We start from the raw sequence: 16,301 nt of genomic DNA, 5'->3' as shown, positions 1-16,301 counted from the left end.
AGGAGAAGCTATGAAGCCGAGAAGTGTCAAAACAACCTGTCCTTATTGTGGTGTCGGCTGCGGCTTAGTGGCCAAGTGTGTCAGCACCCCGAATCAAGCATCAACGAGTGGCGATCTTTCGCATCCAGCAAACATGGGCGCGCTTTGTGTTAAAGGTTCATCTTTAGATCAAAGCCATACGGGGCCTGCAAGGTTGTTGTATCCAAAAATCAACGGTAAACAGGCGTCGTGGCAAGAAGCGATTGATACTATCGCAGAGCGGTTTTATGACATCAAACAGCAACATGGCAGTGACGCGCTGTCTATGTATGTATCGGGACAACTGCTGACAGAAGATTACTATGTTGCCAACAAGCTTATGAAAGGCTTTATTGGCAGCGCCAACATTGATACCAACTCTCGACTTTGTATGTCGTCTGCGGTCGCGTCTCACGTTCGTGCATTTGGCGAGGATGTCGTCCCCGTGAATTATCAAGACCTTGAGTTGGCGGAGATGATTGTGTTGGTGGGCTCTAATATGGCTTGGACACATCCCATTGTCTTCCGACGAATTCAACAGGCAAGAGAATCAAATCCAAACTTAAAGCTGGTGGTGATCGACCCTCGTAAAACCATGACTGCAGAACAAGCGGATCTCCACCTGCCTCTTGTGAGTGACAGCGATGTGGCACTGTTTATGGGGTTGGCGCGATATTGCGATGACACCAAGCAGTTTGATACAAAGTATATCGATGAGCACACGCAAGGCGCGGATGCGCTGATGAGAGCGCTAAAACAACCCTCTTGCTCTCTTGATGCTGTGGCAGAGCAAACTCAAGTCGACAAAACTCGCCTTAAACAGTTCTATCATTGGTTCGCGACCAAGCAGCGCGTGATTACGCTCTATTGCCAGGGAGTGAATCAGGCTGAGAATGGCACTGATAAAGGCAATGCCATTATTAATGCTCACTTGCTAACGGGTAAAATCGGTCGTGAAGGATGTGGCCCATTCTCGATTACTGGTCAGCCCAACGCCATGGGGGACGAGAGGTCGGTGGACTGGCGAATCAATTGGCTGCCCATCGTGGCTTTGATACTGAGTCGATAGAGCAGGTTAAGTCTATTTGGCAGGCGCCAAATATGGCAACTAAACCGGGCTTGAAAGCAGTGGATCTGTTTGATGCGATTGAACGCGGTGAAGTGAAAGCGGTTTGGATCATGGCGACCAATCCAGTTGTATCACTGCCGCAAAGTCAGAAAATCAAACGAGCACTCAAGCGCTGTAAGTTGGTGATAGTGTCGGATATCTGTGCTGATTCTGATATTGCTCAGTATGCAGATATCTTGCTACCCGCTGCAGGATGGGGTGAGAAGCAGGGTATGGTGACCAACTCTGAGCGCATGATGTCTCGCCAGCGAGCATTCTTACCTATGCGCGGTGAAAGCAGGCCAGATTGGTGGGCGATCTCTAAAGTAGGTCAGGCTTTGTGCCGCCTAATGGATGTTCCCGACGGGTTTGGGTATCACAGTGAGTACGAGATTTTCAAAGAACACGTTGAGTTGTCAGGTATTAACAAACATTCGCCTCAGTTATTCGATTTAAGCCAGCTAAGTACAATGACTGAAAGCGATTATCAGCAATGGCAACCGATACAGTGGCCGCTTGGCGGTGAGAGACCATTTGCCAACGGCGTTTTTGCGACACCTTCTGGGCGCGCCAATTTGATTGTTCCCGAGAGCATTGAGCTTGAGACGCCGCGCGGACATCAAGAATTCATTCTTAATACCGGGCGTGACCGCGATCAGTGGCATACCATGACGCGCACAGGCTACGTTCCTTCGCTTACTCAAAAGGAGGTCGAGCCTACGCTTTACCTCAACCCAATCTCCATTGAAAGAGCAGAGCTTAAAACGGAGCAACTTGCTGAACTAACACTGCCTGGTTACAGCGGTAATGTGGTCGCTCGTATTAAAGCAGACGAAGGTTTAAGTATGCACAGTGTGTATTTGTCGATGCATTGGGCAGGTGAATTTGGTGCCGGCAGTGGTGTTAACCAGGTAACAAAATCCGTGGTTGACCCTATTTCGGGTCAGCCGGCGTTTAAATCGACGTTGGTTCGCGTCGCGCCATTTAGCATTGGCAGCTATATGGTTGCCTTAGGCGAGGGTGGTGACAAGCTACGTGATCTGGCGGACTTCGCTCGATGCAAGTGACTGACACTGGCGGCGCTGGTGGGCGTTTATGGCGCTATGCGACACAGGTGCCATTAGAGAAGCACACTTGGAACCAGGCAACAGGCGCTGCCCTTAAAGGCAAGCTATTGGTGATGGATACCGAGCACGGCTGGGTAACGCTAAGCTGTGCTGATGACGCCGCGCTGACGGTTAAAAGTATTGTTCAAGTCGAAAATAAGACCTTTGATGCTGATGTCGAGCAGCTTTCTCAGCTGTTGGGGCAGCCTTTTTCACTCTCAAAACTTCTAAAGGCGACCCAAACGGGAACCACAAGTAAGCTGGTTTGTAGCTGTTTTAGAGTGACTGAAAAACAGATCATTGATGCGATTCAAACTCAAAACCATACCAGTGTCGCTCAGCTTCAAAGTCAGCTCAAATGCGGCAGCAATTGCGGCTCTTGTCTACCGGAGGTGGAAAAGCTCGCCAATCAGCACTTTCAGCACGCTCAGCATATCGATGTGATAGTTAAATAGTAAGTTCAGTTACTCTAGGAGTTGTAGGATGAATACTCAAAGGAATGAGCACGCATACCGTTTGCACCAGCAGCAAGATGTCGGCTTTATTGATGAGCTGCCTTATCTTTCTGAAAATGGCTTTGTCTCTATTGTCGGGCGGGTCCGGGCGATCCAGATTTGCTAACTATGGCTGCCCACAAGCGGATAACTCAGGCGGATATTGTGGTTTATGATCGTTTAGTCAGTCAGCCGATCTTGGATTTGATTCCCAGCAGCACGTTACGATTCTATGTAGGTAAACGCTGTGGTATGCCAAGTCTGAATCAAGATTCAATCAACGAAATCCTTAAAGATTGTGGCCGGAAAGGGTATCGAGCAGTAAGGTTAAAAGGCGGTGACCCTTTTGTATTTGGCCGTGGCGGCGAAGAAGCACTGGCGCTAAAAGCGGCAAACATTGAGTTTGAAGTCATTCCAGGCATTACTGCCGCACTGGGCTGCTCTTCAAGCGCGCTTATCCCGTTGACTCATCGTAAAGTGGCGCGCAGTGTTACCTTTGTCACTGGCAATGTCGTATCTGGCGCACTGCCTGCGTGGTCATCGCTGATTGCTCAAGGGCAAACGTTAGTTTGTTATATGGGGCTTGAGAAAAGCCTCGAGATTCAGAGTGGCTTAGTACAGGCTGGACTGAGTGCCTCAACACCTGTTGCTATTATCGGCAAAGGTTGTAGCGCAGAAGAAGAAGTATATACTTTCGAGCTATCGCAACTGAATCAAATCGCGGAGCAACTTCGCGGCTTGAGCCCGGCGTTGATGATCATTGGTGAAGTGGTGTCGATTCGCCAGCAGCTTGTTGATATAGCGAAAGAAGTTAGTCAAGACGAGCGGTTGGTGTCAGCGCCTTGATGTAACCGATGTTAGATGGTTAGGCGGGACAGTCACATTAAGTAGGAGAAGATGTGTCGTTAATTCAAGAATGTATTCGCACGGTGGGTCGTGGTTCACGAGGTAGAGGTCCGCTGACGCAAACTCAGGCACGTGAAGTCATGGCCGCGTTTATCAATGGCGAGGTCGGTGATGACCAAATGGCCATGCTGATGATGCTTATTCGCGTTAGAGATGAAACGCCGGAGGAAATTGCTGGCTTTGTACAGGCGCTTAAATCTTCATCAGAGAGCTTTGCTGATCTCGATTGGCCCTTGTATGCAGGAAAACGCACCGGCCAAACGTCAGGTTTACCGTGGCATTTAGTTGCAGCTAAGATATTGGCGGACAGCGGCGTGAAAATCTTGCTCCATGGCGATTTGGATAAAATGCATAACCGCCTGCACGCGAGAGACTTTTTAAACCAGCTTAATATCACCACCGCAAACAGTCTTGCGGATGCGCAGCAGTTGCTCGAGCAGTTCAATATTACTTACTTACCCCTAGAGAATTTTCTGCCGCAAGTTAAGACCATGCTCGATTGGAAGCATCGTTACGGACTAAGAACGCCTGTCAATACCGTCGCTCGCGCTTTAAACCCAGCGAATGCGCCGTTTGCACTGCGCGGCAGTTTCCACCCAGGCTTTCAAGAGCTACACGCTAAAGTGGAATCTTTAGTGCACCTACCAACGGAGCAAACTCAGCGAACCGTTTCTTTTAAAGGTCAGTCGGGCGAGACCGAGTATAACCCCAAAGTAAGTCAAACCATTTGGTGGGCAGAAAACGGTAAGGTGAACTCGAGCTATATTGAAGAGAGCATGACCCCCAACGTGAGATTTCTTGTCCGCTGGGCACACCAGAAGATGAGCAAGAGCTGATGGCCAATGCAGTAATTAGTACGATGACGGTGGCGCTGTTTACCTTGTCGGCAGATTGGAATAAGGCACAAACCAAAGCTCAGCAACTTTGGCACACATATTGCGATGGACTAACGAGTGAAGGAACACTATGTTAGGGAAATCGTATGCCAAAAACACCAGTCTTAGTTTGTTGCGATTCAATCGCCGAGCAGGCGCATATAAGCGCTAGGCTTGCCAGAGACTTTGATAGAATTATGGGCTGCCAGCTGTCTCAGCTGGAGTCCATGCTCGAAAAAGAGCCCTCAGCGACCCTTGTCATTTCTTGGCAGCAACCTTGTGCTGAACTGTCGCTGATCATTGAGGTCGCTAAGCAGCGACAGCGGCCACTTCTCGTTATCCTTAAACAGCTCAATAATAATGATATCAATCGTTTACCAGTGAGCAACGATTACGTTTTGTTGCCTCATGATTCCCAATTTGAACTTAGTGCTTGGGTAATTCACGCTAGACAAGTGCGAGAGAAATCGATTCAAGATGACCAAAAAATCGCAGCACTGAACCTAAAACTTGAAGAGCGAAAAGTCATCGAGAAGGCCAAAGGGCTGCTGATGAAGCACCACCACCTTGATGAACAGACGGCATTTGCTGCGCTTCGCAAATCCGCCATGCAGTCGAGTTTATCGCTGGCTCAAGTCGCAAAGAATCTGATCAACACTTTGGAATCTATCCACCTCTAACTACTACTTTGGGGTTAATGATAATTCATTCAATTGGTGCAGGGTGCACACTGGAGAAGCAAAAAATGGCCAGGATGGAGATTGTTTTAATGTAAATCATTGATTTTATAGATAAATAAAAGTTGGCACGCATATTGGATTATCAATACTAACTACAATACCCCCGCCCCTAAGTGGGCAGCTCCTGAAATCATCAACGGCGGTGAAAGAAAGGTTGGCGACGGCGTTACTGCTTAAACATAGGCTCTATTGCTTATACATGGCAGTAGCGCCTTTTTTTTGGAAAAAATTTTTAAGCATCACACGGAGAAAGTGTTATGAACAAATGGACGCAACGAGCAAACAAAGTGGGTAAGACGTTTCACCGCGTCAGTACCGCGACGATTGCAACGGCAACGCTACTGGTTGGCACATCGGCTTGGGCTGAGTTGGGTGAGCCGGAAATTGAAGAGCTCAAGTTTGGCTTTATCAAACTGACTGATATGGCACCGCTGGCGGTGGCTTACGAAAAAGGCTTTTTCGAAGATGAAGGTCTCTATGTCACCTTGGAAGCACAAGCGAACTGGAAAGTACTGCTAGACCGCGTCATCGATGGTGAGCTGGACGGCGCTCATATGCTGGCTGGTCAGCCTCTAGGAGCGACCATCGGTATCGGTACTAAAGCAGAGGTCATTACCGCATTCAGCATGGATCTCAATGGTAACGCCATCACTGTGTCTAATAATACTTGGGATGCGATGAAGCCGCATATTCCTAAGCAGGCTGATGGTAAACCCGTTCACCCAATCAAGGCAGATGCGCTAAAGCCTGTAGTTGAAGGGTATCTTGATGAGGGTAAGCCGTTCAACATGGGTATGGTGTTCCCAGTTTCTACCCACAACTATGAGCTGCGCTACTGGTTAGCAGCCGGCGGAATTCACCCAGGTTACTACGCACCAAAATCAGGTGATAACAGCGGCCAAGTTGACGCAGACGTTCTGCTTAGCGTGACCCCTCCGCCTCAAATGCCAGCCACAATGGAAGCGGGCACGATTGAAGGCTATTGCGTGGGCGAACCGTGGAACCAGCAAGCGGTGTTTAAGGGCATTGGTGTTCCTGTCGTTACGGATTACGAGATTTGGAAAAACAACCCTGAGAAAGTGTTTGGTGTGTCGAAATCTTGGGCTGAAGAGAACCCTAATACGCATATCCGCGTGGTGAAAGCGCTTATCCGCGCCGCACATTGGTTGGATGAAAACAACAATGCTAACCGTCAAGAAGCCGTGAAAATGCTCTCGAAAAGTGCCTACGTTGGCGCTGATGCTGAGGTTATCGCCAACAGCATGACCGGTACGTTTGAGTATGAGAAAGGTGATAAGCGTGATGTGCCGGACTTTAACGTGTTCTTCCGTCATAACGCCACTTACCCATACTACAGTGATGCGATTTGGTACCTAACGCAGATGCGACGTTGGGGACAGATTGCAGACTCGCAAGACGACCAGTGGTACATGGATATCGCTAAAGAAGTTTACCGCCCTGATATCTATCAACAAGCGGCTGAAGCCTTGGTAGAAGATGGTGTGCTAACGTCGAAAGACTTCCCTGACTTCAAAAATGAAGATGGCTTCCGCGCCCCACAAACTCATTTTATCGACAACATCGTTTATGACGGTACTAAGCCGAACGAGTACCTGAAAAAGTTCTCTATTGGTCTGAAAGGTAACGACAAAGTGTAGACGTAATCGTCTTATCACGAACGTTAAAGCGAGTAAGCCGAGAAAAGCTAAGGAGTATAGGCGATGGCAACGAACGTAATTTCACTTAAGCCAAGCCGCGACATGGTGGTGAACCGCAGCCGAGTGCTGCTGTTCCCCCTCATTGGGATCTTGTGTTTCCTGATGATGTGGCATTTGGCAGCCAAACAGGTAGAGACGTCTTTAGGTACCTTACCGGGTCCAGTTCAGACGTTTGAACAATTCAAAAATTTAGCCGCAGAACACGTTGAGGAGCGCGATAAAGCGCTGGCGTTTGTTGAGCGTCAAGAAAAGCGCAATGCAGCCAAGCTGGCGAAAAACCCGGACGCGAAAGTGAAGATTCGCCCTTACACCGGGAAACCGACTTTCTTTGACCAAATTGGCACTTCATTGATTACTGTGGCGGGCGGGTTTATCTTGGCGTCAGTGATTGCGATTCCCCTAGGGATTGTGCTGGGGTTGAATCAGGGTGTTTACCAGGCATTTAACCCCATCATTCAACTACTAAAACCCGTATCACCTTTGGCTTGGCTGCCTATCGTGACCATGGTGGTGAGTGCGACATACGTGAGTGACGATCCTTTGTTTGCGAAATCTTTTGTCAACTCATTGATTACCGTTGCGCTGTGTAGCTTATGGCCAACACTCATCAATACCGCTGTTGGTGTCACTAGCGTGGACAAAGATCTTCTGAACGTGAGTAAGGTGTTGAAACTCTCTTGGTGGCAGCACATTCGCACCATTGTATTGCCTTCTGCGATCCCAATGATTTTCACTGGCCTTCGACTGTCACTAGGTATTGCTTGGATGGTGTTGATTGCCGCAGAAATGCTGGCTCAAAACCCAGGGCTTGGCAAATTCGTATGGGATGAGTTCCAAAATGGTAGCTCAGCGTCACTAGGCCGCATTATGGTCGCGGTGATCACCATCGGATTTATCGGACTTTTGCTTGATCGCGGCATGTTACTGCTGCAAAAGCATTTTTCTTGGAACAAACAACAATCGCTCCGCTAACTAGGCTCTGTTGTCATTCTGTTCTCATTGAGAAGAAATGACGCCTTGATTATCGAATAAGGAAGTTAACGATGTCGAAACCTTTACTTGACCTGACCCAGCTAGGAATGCGGTTCCCCACGCCACAAGGGGAGTTTGTGGCACTCAAGAATGTCAATTTACAGATCCAAAAAGGGGAGTTTATCTCGCTAATTGGTCACTCAGGCTGCGGTAAGTCCACAGTGTTGAACTTGGTCGCGGGACTGCATTTCCCAACCGATGGTGGTGTGATTGTCGATGGGCGTGAAGTCGATGGACCGGGACCTGAGCGAGCGGTAGTATTCCAAAATCACTCATTGCTGCCTTGGCTCTCGGTGTATGAAAACATTGAACTAGCAGTAAAGCAGGTCGCCAAGGGCAAAGATAAAGCTTGGGTGAAAGAGCAAGTTCATCACTATCTCGACCTGGTTGAAATGGCTCATGCGGCCGACAAGAGACCCGATGAAATTTCTGGCGGTATGAAGCAGCGCGTCGGTATTGCCCGCGCTCTAGCGCTAAAACCCAAAGTCTTATTGATGGATGAACCGTTCGGCGCACTCGATGCACTGACACGGGCCAAGCTGCAAGATGCGCTAATGGCGATTCAGGCGGAGCTCAACAATACCGTCATCATGATTACTCACGATGTGGATGAAGCCGTGCTTCTCTCCGACAAGATAGTGATGATGACGAATGGACCGGCAGCGACGATTGGTGAAGTGTTAGATATCGATCTCCAACGACCTAGAAATCGCGTCGCGATGGCCGACAATTCGCAATATCAGAAATACCGTCAAGCCGTATTGACCTTCCTATATGAGAAGCAAGCGAAAAACGAGTTGTCAGCACCGGCAGAAATCAGCAAGCAGAAAAGCGCATAGGGAGACGAGGTATGGAACATATCGTTGTAGTCGGCAATGGCATGGTTGGGCATCATTTCATCGCTCATCTCATTAGCCTGCAAGGACATTTAAATTATCGAATTACGGTGATCGGCGAGGAGCGTTATGCGGCCTATGACCGTGTTCAGCTTTCATCGCTGTTTTCTGGTAACTCGCACGATTCTCTGATGCTAGGAGATGAAGAGTGGTACAAAAAATATGGCGTTGAGCTTGTTCTCGGCAGCCGTGTCACCAGCGTTGATAAACAGAGCAAACGTATCACTCTTGATGACGAAGACATCCTTGGTTATGACCACTTGGTGTTGGCGACGGGCTCTTATCCGTTTGTGCCACCGATTGAAGGCAAAGATCGCGACAACGTCTTCGTATATAGAACTTTGGATGATCTTTCTGCGATTCGTAAAGCGTGTGAGGGAGCGAAAACGGGTGCGGTCATCGGTGGCGGTTTGCTTGGACTTGAAGCAGCCAATGCCTTGAAGCTTCTTGGACTTGACACTCACGTAGTCGAGTTTGCGCCAAGACTCATGCCAGTGCAGCTTGATGATGGTGCTGGCGGTCTGTTGAAGAACAAAATTGAAGACCTAGGGCTAACGGTTCATACCTCAACCGGTACCGATAAGATCGTTGATGGTGAAACCGCTTATCACCGTATGGTGTTTAAAGATGCTGAGCCTTTGGATGTAGACGTAGTGGTATTCTCCGCCGGTATTCGTCCCCAAGACGCACTTGCAAGAGAGGCGGGTTTAGATATTGGTAAGCGTGGCGGCATTGTGATTAACGATCATTGCCAAACCAGTGATGAAGCGATTTACGCAATCGGTGAATGTGCTCTTTGGCAAAATCGTATCTTTGGCTTGGTGGCACCTGGCTATGCCATGGCGCGCGCAGTCGCAGACCAGCTTATGGGCAAAGCGGCGACGTTTGAAGGTGCCGACATGAGCACCAAACTCAAACTACTCGGGGTTGATGTTGCTTCCATCGGTGACGCACAAATGCAAACACCTGGGGCAAAAGAGATGGTGTTGCAAGATACCGCGAAAGGCACTTATAAAAAGCTCATCGTTGATGAAAGCAGTAGCCGTCTCCTAGGCGCAATTCTAGTTGGCGATACCACCGATTACGATTTGCTCTTGCAAGCGTATCTCAATGAGAAAACTCTACCTGAGCATCCAGCGGAGCTGCTGTTTGATACCAGTTCACTATCTGGCGGCGCAAGTGCCTCAACCATGATCTGTTCTTGTCACAATGTAACTCGTGGGGATTTGGTCGAAGCCATTCATGCAGGCGCTCATGATCTCGCGACATTAAAAGACGAAACTAAGGCTGGAACTGGCTGTGGTGGCTGCGCCAACATGGTGAAAAGCGTTCTTGATGAAGAGCTGGTGGCGATGGGACAAGAGGTTAATAACCATCTTTGTGAACACTTCGAATTTTCAAGACAGGAGCTGTTTCACATTTGCCAAGTGGATTCCATTAAGAGCTTTGATGAACTGATTGAAAAGCACGGTAAGGGTAAAGGCTGTGACATTTGTAAGCCTACAGCGGCTTCTGTGTTTGCCTCTCTGTGGAATGAACATGTTCTAGAAGGCTCACATCGTGGATTACAAGACTCAAACGATCTGTTCCTTGCGAATCTACAAAAAGATGGCTCTTATTCAGTCGTGCCACGTGTCCCCGGTGGTGAAATTACTCCTGAAAAACTGATTGTACTGGGTGAGGTGGCGAAGAAGTTTGATCTTTACACCAAGATTACCGGTGGCCAGCGAGTGGACTTGTTTGGTGCTCAGGTGGAGCAACTTCCGGAAATTTGGGACACATTAATCTCAGCAGGCTTTGAAACCGGCCACGCCTACGGTAAGTCGCTGCGCACAGTGAAGTCGTGTGTGGGCTCGACGTGGTGTCGTTATGGCGTCGATGATTCCGTGGGTCTCGCTATCGATCTTGAAAATCGCTACAAGGGTCTTCGTGCTCCACATAAAATCAAGTTTGCGGTGTCAGGTTGTACACGTGAATGTGCCGAGGCGCAAAGTAAAGACATTGGTGTGATCGCCACCGAAAATGGTTGGAACTTATACGTATGTGGCAATGGTGGGATGCGTCCACGTCATGCAGATTTACTCGCGTCTGATCTCACCACAGAAGAGTTGGTCACTTTGATCGACAGAGTGTTGATGTTCTACGTGAAGACGGGCGAACGTCTGCAGCGTACATCGGTTTGGATGGAAAGCTTAGAGGGTGGGCTAGATTACTTGAAGCAAGTCGTGATAGAGGACTCATTAGGTATTAACACGCAGCTTGAAACGCAAATGCAACACATTGTTGATACCTACCAATGTGAATGGAAAACCGCCGTTGAGTCTGAAGAGAAGCGCGCGACGTTTATGCCTTTTATTAACAGTGACCAGCAAAGCAAGGATCTTGGCTACCAGCGCGTTCGAGGTCAAAGGATCCCTGTAACTATCGTTGACCCGCAACTGGAGGACTAATCATGTGGAACAAGATTTGTGACGTGGCTGATTTGACCCCTTATCAAGGTCGAGGTGCATTGGTTGGCGATGAGCAACTTGCACTGTTTTACTTGCCAGAGACAGACCAAGGTGTGTTCGCAATTGACAACTGGGATCCGATTGGCGGAGCCTTTGTGCTAAGCCGGGGGATTGTTGGTGATATCGGCGGACGAGATTGTGTGGCGTCGCCACTGTACAAACAGCACTTCGATCTCATCTCTGGTCAATGTATTGAAGAGCCAAAAGTCAGCGTGAAAACTTGGCAGGTGGAAGTGCGTGGTGAGGAAGTGTGGGTGATGTCAGCGTAAGCGATGTCTCAATAAAGATGAGGGTGAGGTTATTTCACCCTCATTAGCTGATGAGTGGTGTCTCCCAGCTCCACAACGAGTACTTGTGAACGCTTCATTGCTTCGACTTTGTCGAGCATAGTTTGAGAGTAGCCGCGGCTTCTCATCCAAGATAACGAGCTTGAAAACTGATCCTCATTGACTACGAAGGATTGGTCTTTAAGAAACGATTCTGAGATGTGAACCACCCAAATACGTGAGCGAAATTCAACAGCATCGGATAAGGATTGAAGTAGCTTTTTAAACATGATGGCGCCAGTAACAGAAAATCTAATCCAAGGGATTGTTACAAAATTCTTATCGATAAGATAGGCAAAATCGAAAAAACCGTCTTACGCTTAGAAATATCAATGCAGTGGAGTCAAGGGGTTTCCGCTGTGATAGGAATTCACTATCGATAGTATCGATAAGTCCCATTTCTACCTTGTGACGGATTGCACCACAATGAACGAACAGGGTTTGGATGTTGGGAGGTAAGGAGAGTGCTATGGAGTCGCTAAAAGTAAAAGATTATATGACGCAAAGAACGGTCACGTTCACGGAAGACATGTCGCTCAGTGCAGCACTCGACAAAGTGATGCAATCGACCCACTTAGGCGGGCCTGTTATTGATGATAAAGAGCAGGTGATTGGTTTTATCTCTGAACAAGACTTGCTCGAGAAATTAGTAAAAGTGAGCTATCACTGTCAGGATACGCATACGGTAGGGGATTGTATGTACCGTGAGGTATTGTCTGTTACACCGGATACCTCCATTATCGAACTGGCTGATATGATGAAAGTGGGTAAGCCAAAAATGTACCCTGTAATCGACAATGGCCGTTTGGTTGGTGTGATTACCCGTCGTGATGTGCTGCGTGCTATTGGTAAAACGATTGAAGCATGCTTCAAACATCCGGTATAAACTAGATATTACTCGAAACGGGCGCTGCGGCGCCCTTTGTTGTTTGTAGAGCGTTTGTAAACAGAAAGGGAATTCAATGGCTGAACAGTCTGCCAAGTTTGTTGAGGGATCAACGATGCGCCACATATTGGTGATGTCTGGAACATCGACTGTGGGCATTATGGCAATTTTCATTGTCGACTTACTCGACATGCTGTTTATCAGTATGCTCGGACAGGCAGAGCTCGCCGCTGCGGTGGGCTTTGCGGGCACCCTCACTTTTTTTGCTACGTCTGTCAGTATCGGTACATCCATTGCCATGGGCGCTTTGATGTCCAAAGCCATCGGTGCGAAGAACATCAGCTATGCGCGAGAGATCGGCAGTAGTGTCTTGGTTATCTCCTTCGTGATCAGTGCTTTGGTGACCGCACTGATGTGCGCTTATATACCGGAACTTCTTACAGCCATTGGAGCGGAAGGTCGAGCGCATGAGCGTGCTGAAGCCTATTTGTGGGTTTTGCTTCCGAGTACGCCACTCATTGCCCTTGGGATGGCGAGTGGTGCCGGGCTTCGTGCCGCAGGTGATGCTAAGCGTTCGATGTGGGCAACGCTCGCGGGGGCATTGTTAATGCTATTCTCGACCCGTTATTTATCTTTGGCTTTAATTGGAATGTAGAAGGCGCTGCGGCGGCTTCTGTCGTCGCTCGATTCGCCGTGCTCTATTTCTCATTTGTACCGCTCATCAAAGTCCATCAACTGCTTTCTAGACCAACCTTTGACTCCGTGAAACGCGATACCAAGGTCATGCTTGCGATTGCACTACCTGCGATTGTCACTAACACCGCGACGCCAATCGGCAACGCAATTGTTACCACAGCTATTGCTCAATATGGTGAGGATTATGTGGCAGGTTTTGCCGTAATTGGTCGCATTATTCCCGTGTGTTTTGCGTTTATTTTTGCACTATCGGGGGCAGTTGGCCCTATCATTGGCCAAAACTTCGGCGCAGCAAGGATTGATAGGGTTGAAGAGACATTAAAGAACTCGTTAATCGTCACTACGTTCTACACGCTGGTGGTTTGTTTGTTGCTCTACCTAGTTCAAGATCCTTTAATAGCGGTGTTTTCATTGACCGGCGATGCGGCGCATATTGTTGCGGCGTTCGCTACCTATGTGGCGATCACCTTCGTGTTTAATGGCGTGCTGTTTGTAGCCAATACATCATTTAACAACCTAGGCAAACCGCTGTACTCCACTGCGCTCAATTTGGGAAAAGCGACCGCTGGTACCTTGCCATTCGTCTATTTCGGGTCTCTGTGGTTTGGCGCCTTGGGCGTTTTGTATGGTCAAGCCGTAGGCAATATTGTGTTTGGTGTCCTTGGTTACATTGTGCTGCGTTTTCATATTGCAGAGCTTCATAAAACGGGTGAGTGCACGCAAACCAAAGACCCAAGTATTGTTAGCGTCAATTCACAGCCTTTCTGTTCCCATGATCCAGTAATGATCGAAGAAGTATCGAAAATCGACAAACAACTCGAATCACCAACCCTTTCTGGTTAATTTGTTCTTGACCTTGGAGCTAGCTCCAAGGTTTACACTTGGGGTTAAGGATATGAAAAGGAGAGTCCCATGTGTAATAAACATAAAGCGTGCAGTACGCAAAAAATCAATGCTATTCGTCCGGTCAGTGACGCTTGTGATGCACCCAAAATTAGCCAAGTTTCCACTATCGCTGCAGCTTCGACGGAAGGCTGCCAATCTGGTGATAGTTGCTGCGGCGCGGAACCTGAAGAGCCCGCTGCCTCCAGCAGTCAACCACAATCCTCAACCGAATCTACAGGGCTGCTAAAGTCTTGGAAAGTCGCCGGCATGGATTGCCCCGCCTGTGCGCGAAAAGTAGAAACCGCAACCAGTCGAATCCAAGGTGTTGTAAATTCAAAAGTGATGTTTGCTACTGAAAAATTGGTAGTGAGAGTCGATGATGCCGCGCTATTTTCACAAGTCGAAGCCGCTGTTGCCGATGCCGGATTTACCCTCAATGCATTAGATGGCAGTACGGTCAGTAACAACGGTGACGTTGAGCTGACAGGCTGGAAAAAGACCTTTAAAGACAACGCTCATATCCTAGCGATATCCAGTGGTATGGTTATCGCCGCTGCCTTTAAAGGCGCTTATCCTGTTATCAGTGAGTGGCTATTTACTCTGACTTGTATCCTTGGCCTAATGCCGATTGGTGCCAAAGCCATCAAGCTGGCTAAATCCGGTACGCCTTTCGCCATTGAAACTTTAATGAGTGTGGCGGCGATGGGTGCGCTTTATCTTGGTGAAACGGTAGAAGCGGCTATGGTGCTGCTGCTGTTTTTGATTGGTGAGCGCCTTGAAGCGTTCGCAGCCTCGCGAGCAAGAAGTGGCGTTCAAGCGCTCATGTCGTTAGTACCAGAAGAAGCCACGGTCATTGTTGACAATGCCCGCCAAAAGAAAAGTGCTGCTCTGCTTGAGCCTGGCGACATTATCGAAGTCGCGCCAGGCGATAGAATGCCCGCTGATGGTGAACTCCTAAGTGCCAACGCCAGTTTTGATGAGAGCGCACTGACTGGTGAATCGGTGCCCGTTGAGCGCATGGTGGGTGACACGGTCATGGCTGGCGCAGTGCTGGCTGATAAAGTCGTGCGCCTAAAAGTGACCTCAAAACAAGGTGAGAATGCGATTGATCGCATCTTACACCTTATTGAAGAAGCCGAGTCACGCCGAGCGCCGATTGAGCGCTTTCTCGATAAATTTAGCCGCTGGTATACCCCGCTTATGATGCTGGTGTCTTTGCTGGTTATCGTGACGCCACCACTTCTGTTTGCTCAGCCTTGGGAAACGTGGATCTATCGAGGCCTCGCACTGCTATTGATAGCTTGTCCTTGTGCTCTCGTTATTTCAACACCAGCAGCCATTACTTCTGGATTGGCTGCGGCGACAAGACGCGGTGCCCTCATTAAAGGTGGGGCAGCGCTTGAGCAGCTTGGCAACATCGAATCCGTGGCGTTTGATAAAACGGGTACCCTAACGTTAGGCAAACCGCAAGTGACGGATGTGATAGTGAATGGTGCATTGTCTGAAGACGAGCTGCTTTCAGCCGCAGCGTCGATTGAGCAGGGTTCTAACCACCCACTCGCGACTTCGTTAGTGCGTTATGTAGAAAGCAAAGGCATCGCAATTTCGCCGGCTTCAGAGCAAAAAGCGCTGGTTGGTGTGGGCGTTGAAGGCATGTTGGGAGGTGTGAAGTGGACTCTTTCTGCCCCTTCTAAGCTTGAAGTATCGATTTCGAGCAAGGCTCAAGAGCAAATTTCAGCACTTGAGGATCAAGGTAAAACTGTTGTGGTCGCACTTTGCAACACCGAACTGGGGATGACGCTGCAGGGTCTGATTGCGTGGCAAGATGAAATCAGGCCAGATACCGCAGAGGCAGTGGCAAAACTGTCCAAACTTGGTATCCGAACCATCATGCTAACCGGTGATAATGAACGCAGCGCCGCATCCATCGCTTCTCCTCTTGGGATGGATTACAAAGCGCGATTGTTACCTGCGGATAAAGTGAGTTATGTGAATGAACTGGCCAGCCAGCATCGAGTAGCGATGGTGGGGGATGGCATTAATGACGCGCCGGCAATGAAAGCCGCCAATATTGGGGTCGCGATGGGAGGCGGTACGGATGTAGC

General features: G+C 48.8%; 11 protein-coding genes and 3 pseudogenes. 13 read left to right on the top strand and 1 reads right to left on the bottom strand.

Annotation, left to right across the window (positions count from 1 at the left end; genetic code table 11):
- Window positions 1–10: 10 nt before the first annotated feature.
- The 10 genes and pseudogenes from TZ48_RS26525 to nirD all read left to right on the top strand — a co-directional run bounded on the left by TZ48_RS26525 (window position 11) and on the right by nirD (window position 11,672).
- Window positions 11–2,687, top strand: a pseudogene (locus tag TZ48_RS26525) (nitrate reductase).
- A gap of 28 nt (window positions 2,688–2,715) precedes the next feature.
- On the top strand, window positions 2,716–2,853 hold the full coding sequence (locus TZ48_RS24500) for a hypothetical protein (protein WP_162674683.1): 138 nt from the start codon (window positions 2,716–2,718) through the stop codon (window positions 2,851–2,853).
- A 2-nt stretch (window positions 2,854–2,855) separates the two neighbouring features.
- On the top strand, window positions 2,856–3,572 hold the full coding sequence (gene cobA / locus TZ48_RS20880; protein WP_112480521.1) for a uroporphyrinogen-III C-methyltransferase: 717 nt from the start codon (window positions 2,856–2,858) through the stop codon (window positions 3,570–3,572).
- A 53-nt stretch (window positions 3,573–3,625) separates the two neighbouring features.
- Window positions 3,626–4,605: pseudogene (locus tag TZ48_RS20875) on the top strand (glycosyl transferase family protein).
- 9 nt (window positions 4,606–4,614) lie between these two features.
- Window positions 4,615–5,187: an ANTAR domain-containing response regulator gene (locus TZ48_RS20870; protein ID WP_112480520.1), complete on the top strand. Its 573-nt coding sequence runs from the start codon at window positions 4,615–4,617 to the stop codon at window positions 5,185–5,187.
- Window positions 5,188–5,504: 317 nt separating this feature from the next.
- Complete coding sequence (locus TZ48_RS20865; protein ID WP_239671017.1) at window positions 5,505–6,905, top strand: CmpA/NrtA family ABC transporter substrate-binding protein; 1,401 nt, start codon at window positions 5,505–5,507, stop codon at window positions 6,903–6,905.
- Window positions 6,906–6,968: 63 nt separating this feature from the next.
- Window positions 6,969–7,937 (top strand): ABC transporter permease, encoded by a 969-nt coding sequence (locus TZ48_RS20860; protein ID WP_112480519.1) that lies wholly within the window; start codon window positions 6,969–6,971, stop codon window positions 7,935–7,937.
- Window positions 7,938–8,008: 71 nt separating this feature from the next.
- The gene (locus TZ48_RS20855) at window positions 8,009–8,836 is read left to right on the top strand and encodes an ABC transporter ATP-binding protein (protein ID WP_112480518.1); all 828 of its coding nucleotides are present in this window, start codon (window positions 8,009–8,011) and stop codon (window positions 8,834–8,836) included.
- An 11-nt stretch (window positions 8,837–8,847) separates the two neighbouring features.
- Window positions 8,848–11,343, top strand: a complete 2,496-nt coding sequence (nirB, locus tag TZ48_RS20850; protein ID WP_112480517.1) for a nitrite reductase large subunit NirB — start codon at window positions 8,848–8,850, stop codon at window positions 11,341–11,343.
- Window positions 11,344–11,345: 2 nt separating this feature from the next.
- Window positions 11,346–11,672, top strand: a complete 327-nt coding sequence (nirD, locus tag TZ48_RS20845; RefSeq protein WP_112480516.1) for a nitrite reductase small subunit NirD — start codon at window positions 11,346–11,348, stop codon at window positions 11,670–11,672.
- 29 nt (window positions 11,673–11,701) lie between these two features.
- On the opposite strand, the gene TZ48_RS20840 is transcribed toward nirD, so the two are convergent.
- Complete coding sequence (locus TZ48_RS20840; protein WP_112480515.1) at window positions 11,702–11,959, bottom strand: hypothetical protein; 258 nt, start codon at window positions 11,957–11,959, stop codon at window positions 11,702–11,704.
- A 239-nt stretch (window positions 11,960–12,198) separates the two neighbouring features.
- Between TZ48_RS20840 and TZ48_RS20835 the strand changes: the two genes are divergently transcribed.
- From TZ48_RS20835 to TZ48_RS20825, 3 genes and pseudogenes are all read left to right on the top strand, one after another.
- A complete protein-coding gene (locus tag TZ48_RS20835; RefSeq protein ID WP_112480514.1) occupies window positions 12,199–12,615 on the top strand; it encodes a CBS domain-containing protein in 417 nt (138 codons plus the stop codon).
- Between the two features lie 76 nt (window positions 12,616–12,691).
- Window positions 12,692–14,154, top strand: a pseudogene (locus TZ48_RS20830) (MATE family efflux transporter).
- A gap of 69 nt (window positions 14,155–14,223) precedes the next feature.
- Window positions 14,224–16,301 (top strand): heavy metal translocating P-type ATPase (locus TZ48_RS20825; protein WP_112480513.1); only part of this gene is annotated, 2,078 nt, incomplete at its 3' end.

Origin of the sequence: Vibrio variabilis (assembly GCF_003263785.1) — a bacterium.
Classification (GTDB): Bacteria; Pseudomonadota; Gammaproteobacteria; order Enterobacterales; family Vibrionaceae; genus Vibrio; species Vibrio variabilis.
The sequence above is the reverse complement of the archived record's forward strand: the minus strand, read 5'-3'. Positions and strand labels throughout refer to the sequence as shown.

What these genes read in the sequence shown, in the direction of transcription:
- TZ48_RS24500 (WP_162674683.1), top strand. Translation starts at nt 2,716, where the DNA reads ATGAATACTCAAAGGAATGAGCACGCATACCGTTTGCACCAGCAGCAA.
- TZ48_RS20865 (WP_239671017.1), top strand. Translation starts at nt 5,505, where the DNA reads ATGAACAAATGGACGCAACGAGCAAACAAAGTGGGTAAGACGTTTCAC.
- nirB (WP_112480517.1), top strand. Translation starts at nt 8,848, where the DNA reads ATGGAACATATCGTTGTAGTCGGCAATGGCATGGTTGGGCATCATTTC.
- cobA (WP_112480521.1), top strand. Translation starts at nt 2,856, where the DNA reads ATGGCTGCCCACAAGCGGATAACTCAGGCGGATATTGTGGTTTATGAT.
- TZ48_RS20860 (WP_112480519.1), top strand. Translation starts at nt 6,969, where the DNA reads ATGGCAACGAACGTAATTTCACTTAAGCCAAGCCGCGACATGGTGGTG.
- TZ48_RS20840 (WP_112480515.1), bottom strand. Translation starts at nt 11,959, where the DNA reads ATGTTTAAAAAGCTACTTCAATCCTTATCCGATGCTGTTGAATTTCGC.
- TZ48_RS20870 (WP_112480520.1), top strand. Translation starts at nt 4,615, where the DNA reads ATGCCAAAAACACCAGTCTTAGTTTGTTGCGATTCAATCGCCGAGCAG.
- TZ48_RS20835 (WP_112480514.1), top strand. Translation starts at nt 12,199, where the DNA reads ATGGAGTCGCTAAAAGTAAAAGATTATATGACGCAAAGAACGGTCACG.
- nirD (WP_112480516.1), top strand. Translation starts at nt 11,346, where the DNA reads ATGTGGAACAAGATTTGTGACGTGGCTGATTTGACCCCTTATCAAGGT.
- TZ48_RS20855 (WP_112480518.1), top strand. Translation starts at nt 8,009, where the DNA reads ATGTCGAAACCTTTACTTGACCTGACCCAGCTAGGAATGCGGTTCCCC.